Here is an 11,716-nt window from a genome sequence, read left to right on the forward strand (position 1 = left end):
ATATGTGGGAGATCATTTCCTTTCCTTGCGACATAAATCATTGACAGTGCTAGCGTGGGTATAATATTGACAACTTTCCGAAATGTAATTACGGCTTCTTAAATCGTATCATTTGTAATCAGTTATTGTTCTTTGGTAATCTAAAGCTAAGATCCTTAGAACAATTCTAATGTCAGAATTGATGACAAAAGGCTTGTTGCGAAGGAAATACACACAATACATAGGAGGATGTTAAAATGGCTTTTGAACTTCCACAATTACCTTATGCTTATGATGCCCTAGAACCAAACATTGATAAGGAAACAATGAATATCCACCACACAAAGCACCACAATACGTATGTAACTAACCTGAACAACGCATTGGAAGGAAACACAGAACTTTCTTCAAAGTCTGTTGAAGAAGTCATTTCGAATCTTGACAGCGTTCCAGAAGCTGTCCGTACGGCAGTTAGGAACAACGGCGGCGGCCACGCAAACCATTCTCTTTTCTGGCAAATTCTTTCTCCTAATGGCGGCGGCGAACCAACAGGCGAAATCGCTGAAGCAATCAACCAAAAATTCGGCGGATTTGAAGGATTTAAAGAAGAATTCGCAAAGGCTGCAACAACCCGTTTCGGATCTGGCTGGGCTTGGCTTGCTGTTAACAATGGCGAACTTGAAGTTACAAGCACTCCAAACCAGGACTCTCCGCTAATGGATGGTAAAACACCAGTACTAGGTCTTGACGTATGGGAGCATGCCTACTATTTGAAATATCAAAACAGAAGACCAGAATACATCAATTCATTCTGGAATGTCATCAACTGGGATGAAGTGAATAAGCGTTACGCTTCTGCGAAATAAATCTTCCCTTCGTGGAATGGGGGCAGGCCGTAAAACGGTCTGTCCTTTTTTATTTCTCTGTGAATAGAGCTACCTCTATTGTAGGAAACTACCTCTTGAAGAAAAGGGGAGTCGAACAATGAAAAAAATGCAAAATCTGCTCGGTGATATTAAACTGACAAGGGAATTAGGCCTGCTATTGTTTATTGGGGGCCTTTATTCATTAAGCGTTGCCTTATCGAACACTTTTGTGAATATTTACTTATGGAAGCAATCCGGAGATTTCAAGGATCTTGGCCTTTATAATCTGTCAATTGTCGTTCTCCAGCCGCTAACCTTTATTCTTGCCGGAAGATGGGCCAAAAAAATTGACCGGGTGATCGTTTTGCGGATTGGGGTCATTTTTTTAGCTATCTTTTATCTTGCTGTACTGTTTTTTGGAACGAGAGCTTCTGACTTTATTTGCGTGCTAGGTGGGCTGCTTGGGATAGGCTATGGTTTTTACTGGCTGGCTTTCAATGTCCTTACATTTGAAATTACGGAACCTGAAACGAGGGATTTTTTTAATGGTTTCCTTGGAATTCTTTCTTCCATTGGGGGAATGGTAGGTCCAGTAGCGGCAGGGCTGATTATATCAAGGCTCGAAAAGTTCACTGGGTATAAAGTTATATTCGGCCTTTCCCTTTCTTTGTTTTCGGTAGCTGTCTTTCTCAGTTTTTTCCTGAAGCGCCGACCCGCAAGCGGGAGCTATTTATTTACGTCCATCATTAAGGAGCGGAGCAATAACAAAAACTGGAGGATGATCACAAACGCACATTTTTTTCAGGGGCTTCGTGAAGGAACCTTCGTTTTTATCATTTCTGTTTTTGTATTTATTGCCAAAGGAAGTGAAATGGCACTTGGGACGTTTGGGTTGATTAATTCGAGTGTAGCTTTTATTACATATTATTTTGCTTCAAGGCTATTGAAAAAAGAATATAGAAAAAAAGCGATTCTCTTTGGCGGCTTGCTGCTTTATATGGCGATTTTCCTAATTGTATTCGAGCCTACATACTCTAGGCTCCTTCTCTATGCTGCTGTCATTGCTGTGGGATATCCATTGCTTCTTGTCCCTTACATGTCGCTTACATATGATGTAATTGGGAGAGGACGGAATGCTGCTGACATGAGGATAGAATATATCGTCGTGAGGGAATTGTTTTTAAATTCGGGTCGGATTATTTCTATTCTGCTTTTTCTTGCGAGTGTTCTCTTGTTCAACCAGGAGGAAAGCATCCCCATCCTGCTATTGATTCTTGGAAGCGGCCATGCGGTTATTTATTACTTTATCAGGCAAATCCACTTTTCTCCGGCTTCCTGACAAGATACAAGTCCTGCTTTTAGAAGGAAAATTAAACCACTAAGGATTATGATAGCAAAAAAGGGCGTTTTCCTTTAAAATAACAGGTAGTGAAATTTGTCATGTACAAGCGTCATATAGAAGGGTGAGGGGAAGCCTTGAATAATAAGAAAAAAAAGAGAGCACAGGTGCCGTTCAGGCTGAACATGCTTTTCTTTGTTGTTTTTGTTTTGTTTTCCATGCTGATTTTAAGACTGGGAATTGTCCAGATTGTTTATGGGGAGGATTTCAAACGGGAAATTGAACGGACGGAGGATGTCACGGTCAATAATCCGGTACCGCGCGGAAAAATGTATGACCGAAACAGCAAAACCATTGTAGACAATGTGCCGAATGATGCGATTACTTTCACGAGAAGCCAGTCAACGAAGCCCGAGGAAATGCTGAAAGTGGCAGAAAAGCTGGCGGGGATGATCGAGATGGATACGAAAAAAGTCCGTGATAGAGATAAGAAGGACTACTGGATTCTCCGCCATCCAAAAGAGGCCAAGAAAAAAATCACAAAAAAAGAATGGACTCTTTACAATCAAAAAAAGCTAAATGATAAGAAAATTTATGATCTCCAGTTGGATAGAATCACACCAGAAGAGTTAAACCTTCCAAAAGAGGAACTCGAGATCCTGGCGATTTTCCGGGAATTCAACAGCGGATATGCCCTGGCTCCGCAAATTGTGAAAAAGCATGTGACGCCTGAAGAACTGGCGAGAGTCAACGAAAACCTAGAAGACCTTCCGGGCGTCGACACAACGACAGACTGGGAACGCCATTATGCTTTCGACAAGACGCTGAAATCAGTACTTGGAAAAGTATCCGGCTCTGATGAAGGCCTCCCGAAAGAGCGTATTGACTACTATCTTTCAAGGGATTACAGTCGCAATGATCGCGTAGGCAAAAGTTATCTTGAATTGCAATACGAAGATGTGCTCCACGGACAGAAGGCAAAAGTGAAAAATAAAACAGACAAAGCCGGAAATGTGCTTGATACAGAAATTGTTTCAGAAGGCGCAAGAGGAGAAGACCTCATGCTGTCCATTGATATGGACCTCCAACTGGCAGTAGAAAAAATCATTGAAGAAGAATTGATGAGAGCCAAACAAAACGGTTCCACTGGCCTTTTGGACCGAGCGTTTGTCGTCTTGATGGACCCTCACACCGGCGAAGTACTGACAATGGCCGGCAAGCGTCTTGAGCGCGATGAGGAAACAGGCCGTACCGTCATGCAGGACTTTGCGCTCGGGAATATCACGACATCGTACAATGTCGGTTCCACTGTCAAAGGCGCGACTATCCTTACAGGCTTCAAAGCAGGGGCAATTGCGCCAGGTACGTCGTTCTACGATACACCAATTTTAATCAAAGGTACGCCACCTAAAAAGTCTTGGAAGCAGGGCCTTGGAACGCTGAATGATGTCAATGCATTGAAAGTATCATCGAACGTTTACATGTTCAGGACAGCCATCAATATTGGTAAAGGAAATTATGTACCGAACCAGTCTCTAGTAGTCAGCGATGATGCGTTCGAGATATTCCGGAATTCGTTTGCCCAGTTCGGTCTTGGCGTCAGAACGGGAATTGATCTGCCAAATGAAATGGTTGGCTTCAAAGGAAATGATAAAAGTCCGGGAAGAACAGGTTTTCTTATGGACTTTTCTATTGGACAGTTTGATACGTACACACCAATGCAGCTAGCCCAATATGCCTCTACAATTGCAAACGGGGGAAGCAGGATCCAGCCTCGCCTTGTGAAGGAAATCCGGGAACCAGTGCTTGACAGTAATGAAGTCGGACCAGTTCTTAAAAGGTTTGAACCTGTAGTTCTGAATCAGGTTGATACGACTCCGGAATGGATGGGGCGTGTTCATGACGGGTTCCGTAAGGTCATGCAGGAGCCGGGCGGAACCGCCTACGGGTCGTTCGGTAGTGCTCCATATCATCCTGCTGGAAAAACAGGTACTGCAGAAGCGGTATATGATGGTCCTTTACGTAAACAGTTTAATGGCCCAAAGCTAACGATGAACCTAAGCCTGATTGGCTATGCCCCGCACGACAATCCAGAGGTTGCGATGTCGGTCATGGTTCCGTGGGCATACGATAGCGATACGGGTCACCATGCTAACAACGATATCGGCCGCCGCGTGCTTGATACGTACTTTGAATTGAAAAAGAAACGACAGGAAGAAAAAATGAATCTCGTCCAGCCTGAGCAGAAAGTGGAAGAGAAAGAAGAAGGAGAAGAACTTCTTCAGGAAATCTCCGGCTGACAACTATATATGAAGAGAGCTGCCTTTCCCGAGGCAGCTCTTTTTTTATACGCGAAAGGAGCAATTTACAAAACCTTAACATTGCGTTTATACCTCATTAAAACTTGAGATGTATTCTTAGGTTGTAGGACAAACAACCACAACTCTAGGGGGAATTGAGGAATGAAGCGTTCTAAAAAGTTTAGCCTGCTAGCCTTGCTTGCAGCGATCATGGTGTTTACAGCTGCTTGCGGCAGTGGAGAGCCAGCCAAGGGAGAGGGCAAAGGCGGAAATGAAAAGGCTGAACTCGAAGGCAGCGTCGTCATTGACGGCTCAGGGACTGTCTACCCATTCATGGCTAAAATGGCTGAAAATTATATGACGAATGAACAGGAAGGCGTATCGGTTGAAGTGAGCCGCGCCGGTACATCTGCAGGGTTCAAGAAATTTCTTGTAAAAGACGGCACAGACTTCAACAATGCATCCCGCGAAATAAAAGATGAAGAAAAAACAGAAGCTGAGAAGCTTGGAATTGAAGCACATGAAATGAAAGTCGCTCTTGACGGTTTGACCTTTGTTGTCAACAAAGACAATGATTGGGCGGATGATCTGACACAGCAGGAAATTGTTGATATTTTCCTTGCTGAAAAAGATAAGAAAAAATGGTCTGATGTACGCTCAGACTTCCCGGATGAGCCGATTAAAACTTATGGCCCTAATGAAAACCACGGAACATACGAATTCATGTTTGAAAAGATCCTTGAAGAAAAAGCATTGCCTGAAAAAATCAATCTTCAGCAAGACTACTCGACACTTGTCGACCTAGTATCAAAAGATAAGAACGCGATTGCTTTCTTTGGATATGGATACTATGCCAGCAACAAAGATAAGGTGAATGCAGTAAATGTTGACTTTGGAAAAGGCCCGGTTGAGCCTAAAGTCGAAACAATTGCGGAGGATGGAGACTATGCTCCATTCACACGCCCGGTGTTCACTTACCTAAATAAAGGCATGGCAAAAGAAAAGCCGCAGGTGCTTGACTACGCGATTTACACTATGAACAATTCACAGGAAGTCGCAAAGGAAACCGGATTTGCGCCGCTACCTGATGAAGATGTAAAAGCTACTGTGGAAGCGTTGGAAGGTCTGAAATAATTTCAGAACAAGCTTGAAGCGGGAAAACCGTGGAAGATGAGAGGCCAGCCCTTCTCATCTTCTTGCGTGTGTCTTGCCGGCTGTAAGCTTCTTGGATATGAAGGATGAAAGGGGTTTTACAAAGTGGAAAAATCCGTAGTGCCAGAAAGCGGAACCGGGTTGGATGTCAGGGGAATGATTGCTAAAAAAAGGAAATCAGCCAGTATACGGACAGTTGTAGAAAAGCTCGTTCCGCGCATTTTATTCGGGATTGCTGCGATTTCCGTCCTGACGACAATCGGAATCCTGCTGACATTGCTGACAGAAACAGTTATTTTTTTCGAGCGCGTCCCATTCCTTGACTTTTTTACGGGAACTAAATTAAAGCCGTTAGGAGAAGAAGCCGTTTTCGGCGTGCTGCCGTTATTGACAGGTACCCTTCTTTCCTCGGCGATTGCGATGGTTGTAGCCATACCAATCGGCTTAATGACAGCCATATTCCTTAGTGAATATGCCTCTGAAAAACTGAGGAGAACCCTTAAGCCGCTGCTGGAAATTCTTGCGGGCATACCGACTATCGTTTATGGTTTCTTTGCTTTTACGTTCGTCACGCCTCTCTTAAGATCTTTCATACCTGGTCTGGAACCGACGAATATCCTTAGCCCGGGTATCGTGATGGGAATTATGATTATCCCGATGGTTGCTTCTTTATCTGAAGACGCAATGAGTGCTGTTCCGAATGCAATGAGGGAAGGGGCTTTGGCACTGGGAGCCACGAAACTTGAGGTAACTTTAAAGGTTGTCGTTCCTGCAGCTATCTCCGGAATCATTGCATCCTTCGTCCTTGGAATTTCCCGGGCGATTGGGGAAACGATGATCGTGGCGATTGCTAGCGGAAGCTCAAAGAATTTCACTTTTGATGTTACACAATCGATGCAGACCATGACAGCTTATATCGTTGAAGTAACCGGCGGTGAAGCTGCAGCTGGTACGACACTTTACTACAGCCTGTATGCGGTTGCCATGACACTGTTTGTGTTTACGCTTGTCATGAACCTCGTTGCCCAATATATTTCCCGTAAATTCAGGGAGGAATATTAAGATGAAATATGTAGACGCTGCCCAGGTACAAAAGAAGATGGGAACCCGCCTTTTGGCGAATAAGCTTGCAAAGAATCTGTTCTTTCTCTCAACCTTATTCGGATTGATCGTTTTGGTTATCTTGATTTATCGGGTTGTTGCCCAAAGCATCGGCTGGATTGATGCAGACTTCATATTTAACAAGCTCTCGACTGATCCGGAAAAAGCCGGGATTATGGGGGCCATACTTGGAACATTATGGCTGATGGCCGTTGTAGCGCCAGTCACGATGGTTCTTGGTGTTGGTACGGCCATTTACCTGGAGGAATACGCAAAAAAAAGCCGCCTCCAGGGATTTATCCAAACGAATATTTCCAACCTTGCTGGAGTTCCGTCAGTCGTGTTCGGAATTCTTGGTCTGACAGTGTTTGCACGTGCCCTTGACTTAGGGTCGGTCGTTCTTGCAGGCGGATTGACAATGGCACTGCTTGTGCTCCCGGTTGTGGTAGTGGCCAGCCAGGAAGCGATCCGGGCTGTACCACAGTATTTGCGGGAAGCTTCCTATGGGATGGGTGCAACAAAATGGCAAACGATTAAAAACATTGTTTTGCCGGCATCCCTTCCCGGTATTCTGACGGGCGTCATCCTTGCACTTTCGCGGGCAATCGGCGAAACTGCGCCGCTAGTTGTTATCGGTATTCCTGCGCTGCTAATTCCTCTGCCAGATGGGGTTTTAGATAAATTCACCATCCTGCCCGTCCAGGTTTACTACTGGACAACGGATTCCGCACTTGTTGCCGAATATGCCAATCTGGCTGCTGCGACAATTGTGATTCTGTTGATTGTCCTTTTTGCGATGAACTCAGTAGCGATACTGATCCGAAATAAATTTCAGAAAAGATTTTAAAAGGGGGAGGAAAAGAACATGGCAGTTTTAACGATGACAGAAACTAAAGGCAAGCTTGCGGAAGAACAAGAATTCAGCCAGGCGGAAAAGAAAATCGTATATGGCACGAAGGACCTCAATTTGTGGTATGGCGGAGACCAGGCTTTGAAAAATATTAATCTAGATATTTATGAAAATGAAGTGACTGCAATCATCGGCCCCTCTGGCTGCGGCAAGTCTACTTATATCAAGACATTGAACAGAATGGTTGAATTGATTCCGGTTGTACGGGTTTCAGGAGAAATACTGTATCGGGAGCGGAATATCCTCGATAGGTCTTATAAGGTGGAGGATTTAAGAACGAACGTTGGCATGGTGTTCCAGAAGCCAAATCCATTCCCAAAGTCCATTTATGAGAATGTGGCCTATGGTCCGAAAATCCATGGAATCAGGGATAAGAAAATCCTTAATGAAATCGTCGAGAAAAGCTTGAGAGGGGCAGCCATCTGGGATGAAGTAAAAGACAGGCTGAATGAGAATGCCTATGGTCTCTCTGGGGGCCAGCAGCAGCGTCTGTGCATTGCAAGGGCGCTGGCGATCGAACCCGATGTCATCCTGATGGATGAACCAACCTCAGCACTGGATCCTATATCAACCTTGAAAGTCGAGGAACTGGTACAGGAACTAAAAAAAGATATTAGCATCATCATTGTGACACATAATATGCAGCAGGCTGCCAGGATTTCCGACAGGACTGCTTTCTTCCTGAACGGCGAAGTTGTCGAATATACAAATACGAATAGCATTTTCTCCAATCCTTCTGACAAGCGGACAGAGGATTATATTACCGGCCGCTTTGGTTGAGTTTTTGAAGGCAGACGAGAAAAGGGAGCAGCACTTTTAAGGTGCTGGACAGGAAGGGAGCAGGGCAATGGTAGTGAGAGAAAAGTTTCATGACGATTTAAAAGAACTTCAGACTAAAATGCTGGAGCTGGGAAGTCTTGCGTCAGAACAATTGACAAAATCGCTTCAGGCACTTGAAACTGGTGATATAGAGCTTGCTTTGAAAATCATGGACGATGATATCAAAGCAGATATGCTTGAAGAAGATATCAATGACTGCGCCATTCTTCTGATTGCAAAGCAGCAGCCTGTTGCGGTGGATTTAAGGAGAATTATTGTTGCGATTAAAATAGCAACCGACATTGAAAGAATTGCTGATTTTGGTGTCAATATCGCCAAATCGGCTATCAGGATTGGAAATGAGCCCCTGGTCAAACCCATTGAGCATATCAGGCAAATGCACAGGCTAACGCTAGAAATGCTGCAGCTCTCGCTCGATGCTTTCAAAGAAGAGAATGTTGCGAAGGCAAAGCAGGTTGCCGAAATGGATGACCAGGTGGATGAACTGTACGGTCAAATGATCCGCGATTTGCTTGAGCTGAACAAGGAAACTCCAGGCTATTTGTCGCAAATTACCCAGCTGTCTTTCGTCTGCCGCTATCTTGAGCGAGCAGCAGACCATACGACAAATATTGCTGAAAGCATTTTTTATCTCGTAAAAGGCAAGCGTTACGACTTAAACAACTAATAAAAAACCCAGTGTAGCTATGTGTCTTCAGGATGCCGGAAAACACGGGAATGAATAGAAAATGATTACGATAAAAAATCGGCAGCTTGCCTTGATAGCTGCCGATTATTTGTGTTTAGGGAAGTGGAATCTTTTAACTGGTGTTACATAGTTGGCTGAAATATTGTTTTTGTAGATGGCAAAGGTTTGTTTTCTATTTAATCCTGTACTGCTTTGGGTTTTTATGCCGGTATTTAACAACACAACGGCAAAGGTCCAGAAAAAAGGCTGCCATGTACTTAGCGATATTGCTAAGTACATGGCAGCCTTTACATAAGTAATTGGCATTTTTAAAGGGAGGTTCCAAACCAAACTGGACTCCCTCCAATAACTAAGGAGCAGGGAACCCCCTGCTCCTTAGTTATTTTTTGTAATTACTCTTGAGACTGTGGAGAAATCCATCTTCGAATTCAATTTGTAGGTACCGATTTGAATATCAGTATGGTAATCGTTGTCAATCAAGTACTTTTCAAATTTATCGGAGTCTTTTATGATTCCATTGGATTTAAGCTGGGAAGCGATTTCTCCCGGGCTCATTCCATCGGTGATTTTCAGTGTGAAAGTTTTCTCCGCATTTGCTTTCTTTTCTGCTTCTGCTTTTTCTGCAGCTTCTTTTTTAGCTTTTTCTACAGCTTCTTTTTCTTTATTTACCTTCTCTGTTTGTTCTTTGTCTTCTGGTTTTGGCTTTGAAGGGGTTACTTTTTGAGGCTCCGCTGGCTTTGGCTTTGCAACTTGATTCTCTTGCACTTTAGCTGTCAGCTTTGCATATTCTTCCTTCGTAAGCACTTTATAGTCTTCTTTCTTGAGCAGTGCTTTTGCATCAGTCACTGTGGGCTTTGGGGCTTCCTTCGGGCCGGCAAAATACTGGGCAGGCCAGACAATCAGCAGCGTGAACATCATGCCGAGTGCAAACATCCTTGCCGTGCGCATATTCATTGAATCTGCCCCCGTTCCATGAATTCCTTGATGATCTGCTCTACCTCGCCAGCGGAAAGAGAAGATTGGGCGGCAATCTGTTCAACATCTTTCCCTTGCTGGGCAAGTGACCATACCTGGTTTTTAATGATTTCATGGATTTCGCGTTTCTCACCGTAAGCCGATTCTTTGCCAATCATGTTATCTGTGCCGACTAAAAGCTCTTCTTCCAATACTTTTACTTTCTTTTTAATCTGGAATAGTTCCTGGACCTGCTGTATGCTCAGCTGGTCAATTTCCTCACGTAATTCTCCGTATGGGTCTTTGAGAAAGAATGAAAGGATAAAAAGAACAACAGAAAAGGCTAGAAGGCCCATCATTATGTATTCCACTTGTATAACCTCCATGCCAAATTTGCTTACCAGCTTATTCTATCACTTTATTCGACAAGTTTCGATTCGTATTTTTTACCTATTATTTATGGGTATTTTAACCTATCATTTAGCATTTTTATGGTTAATTTTAATTTTAATAGGTAGATTAGCGTGTGCCGGCGGATGATGTATCGTAATGAATTGTGAATGTTGTACCTTTTTAAGGAGAATACAAGATACGACAAAATGCGTTCATTGTGGTGTACAGTGCTTGATGCTAACATAATATTAGAATGATGCCGGGCTGAAGACATATGATGTTTTTCAGAAAAAATGGTGAAAAAAAACTAAAAAAGGTGAATGACATGACCATGATAATGAACCTGATTAACAATGTCGGACAATACAGTGTCAATAAGACCGAAACTGACTTTCTCGAAATGGTTCCTGGTTTATGGATTAATGGCGAGATGCACTGGATGCGGGAAAATATATTGTATCTTCCTGAAGCAGGGGTGTCCGCACAGTGTGAAAAGATTGATATCCTTCCAGATGTCAATTTTTTCGAGATCCTTGTTCACGGGAAGGCTGAAATGCCAGTGAAGGGCAAGCTTGTCATCATGTACAGGCAGAGGGACGTATCTGCAAACTCATTTGCTTTCATTTCGCCATCAGAGAATGTTATTTTTCACCTTCACCATGATGCTGTCTATCTTGTTGACGGAACAAATGGGACAGAAAATATCCAGCAATGCACGGTCCTCCCTTATTCAAAGGTGGAAACTGGTGATATTTGGAGCAGCCAGCCAGAAGGCAGCCTGTATTATCAGCCCATGTCACAGGGGGCGTTCGCAAGCCTTCATTCTTTTGAGTTGAGATTTGATGGAAGTGAGACTGTTTCATATAGAACCTGGTGCATTCGCGGGACAGAAAAAGAAGCCTTATTAAAAATCAATCGCAGCTTTTAAAAAACACACTAGCATTTCCAAATGAAAAGTGATATTATAGAAAAGTCGTATGAACGAACCTAGTTTGATCAGTTTGGAGGGATATCACATGCGTGTAAACATTACTTTAGCTTGCACTGATTGCGGAGACCGTAACTATATTTCCAAAAAAAATAAACGCAATAACCCAGATCGTCTTGAGCTTAAGAAATATTGCCCAAGAGAAAAGCGTGCAACTGTACATCGCGAAACAAAATAAACAGCTCGGGAAATTTTTCCCGGCTGTT

Annotated in this window: 13 protein-coding genes; 10 read left to right on the forward strand and 3 right to left on the reverse strand. The window is 43.5% G+C overall.

What is annotated here, in order from left to right; genetic code table 11:
• Positions 1-236 precede the first annotated feature (236 nt).
• The 8 genes from D1970_RS14620 to phoU all read left to right on the forward strand — a co-directional run bounded on the left by D1970_RS14620 (position 237) and on the right by phoU (position 9,154).
• Positions 237-845, forward strand: a complete 609-nt coding sequence (locus D1970_RS14620; protein ID WP_119113611.1) for a superoxide dismutase — start codon at positions 237-239, stop codon at positions 843-845.
• 118 nt (positions 846-963) lie between these two features.
• The gene (locus D1970_RS14625) at positions 964-2,184 is read left to right on the forward strand and encodes an MFS transporter (protein WP_119113612.1); all 1,221 of its coding nucleotides are present in this window, start codon (positions 964-966) and stop codon (positions 2,182-2,184) included.
• Positions 2,185-2,321: 137 nt separating this feature from the next.
• Positions 2,322-4,484 (forward strand): penicillin-binding transpeptidase domain-containing protein, encoded by a 2,163-nt coding sequence (locus tag D1970_RS14630; RefSeq protein WP_119113613.1) that lies wholly within the window; start codon positions 2,322-2,324, stop codon positions 4,482-4,484.
• Positions 4,485-4,646: 162 nt separating this feature from the next.
• Positions 4,647-5,618 carry a PstS family phosphate ABC transporter substrate-binding protein gene (locus D1970_RS14635; RefSeq protein WP_119113614.1) on the forward strand — a complete coding sequence of 324 codons (972 nt, stop codon included), beginning with the start codon at positions 4,647-4,649 and terminating at the stop codon, positions 5,616-5,618.
• 174 nt (positions 5,619-5,792) lie between these two features.
• Positions 5,793-6,698, forward strand: a complete 906-nt coding sequence (gene pstC / locus D1970_RS14640) for a phosphate ABC transporter permease subunit PstC (RefSeq protein ID WP_119113750.1) — start codon at positions 5,793-5,795, stop codon at positions 6,696-6,698.
• Position 6,699: 1 nt separating this feature from the next.
• A complete protein-coding gene (gene pstA / locus D1970_RS14645; protein WP_119113615.1) occupies positions 6,700-7,584 on the forward strand; it encodes a phosphate ABC transporter permease PstA in 885 nt (294 codons plus the stop codon).
• A gap of 33 nt (positions 7,585-7,617) precedes the next feature.
• A complete protein-coding gene (gene pstB / locus D1970_RS14650) occupies positions 7,618-8,427 on the forward strand; it encodes a phosphate ABC transporter ATP-binding protein PstB (RefSeq protein WP_246370005.1) in 810 nt (269 codons plus the stop codon).
• 67 nt (positions 8,428-8,494) lie between these two features.
• A complete protein-coding gene (phoU, locus tag D1970_RS14655; protein ID WP_119113617.1) occupies positions 8,495-9,154 on the forward strand; it encodes a phosphate signaling complex protein PhoU in 660 nt (219 codons plus the stop codon).
• 105 nt (positions 9,155-9,259) lie between these two features.
• Here the strand turns inward: phoU and D1970_RS14660 are convergent, their stop codons facing one another.
• The 3 genes from D1970_RS14660 to D1970_RS14670 are packed head-to-tail and all read right to left on the reverse strand — an operon-like array spanning position 9,260 to position 10,500.
• A complete protein-coding gene (locus D1970_RS14660) occupies positions 9,260-9,505 on the reverse strand; it encodes a hypothetical protein (protein WP_119113618.1) in 246 nt (81 codons plus the stop codon).
• Between the two features lie 45 nt (positions 9,506-9,550).
• Positions 9,551-10,129: an endolytic transglycosylase MltG gene (locus tag D1970_RS22455; RefSeq protein WP_181213204.1), complete on the reverse strand. Its 579-nt coding sequence runs from the start codon at positions 10,127-10,129 to the stop codon at positions 9,551-9,553.
• On the reverse strand, positions 10,126-10,500 hold the full coding sequence (locus tag D1970_RS14670; protein ID WP_181213205.1) for a hypothetical protein: 375 nt from the start codon (positions 10,498-10,500) through the stop codon (positions 10,126-10,128). The genes D1970_RS22455 and D1970_RS14670 overlap by 4 nt, the downstream gene beginning before the upstream one ends.
• Before the next feature lie 347 nt (positions 10,501-10,847).
• Between D1970_RS14670 and D1970_RS14675 the strand changes: the two genes are divergently transcribed.
• Both D1970_RS14675 and rpmG read left to right on the forward strand, forming a co-directional pair.
• Positions 10,848-11,450 (forward strand): hypothetical protein, encoded by a 603-nt coding sequence (locus tag D1970_RS14675; protein WP_142921021.1) that lies wholly within the window; start codon positions 10,848-10,850, stop codon positions 11,448-11,450.
• An 88-nt stretch (positions 11,451-11,538) separates the two neighbouring features.
• Positions 11,539-11,688, forward strand: coding sequence for a 50S ribosomal protein L33 (gene rpmG / locus D1970_RS14680; protein ID WP_119113621.1), 150 nt, complete (start codon positions 11,539-11,541; stop codon positions 11,686-11,688).
• Positions 11,689-11,716 lie beyond the last annotated feature (28 nt).

Origin of the sequence: Mesobacillus zeae, from assembly GCF_003570705.1 — a bacterium.
GTDB lineage: Bacteria > Bacillota > Bacilli > Bacillales > Cytobacillaceae > Mesobacillus_C > Mesobacillus_C zeae.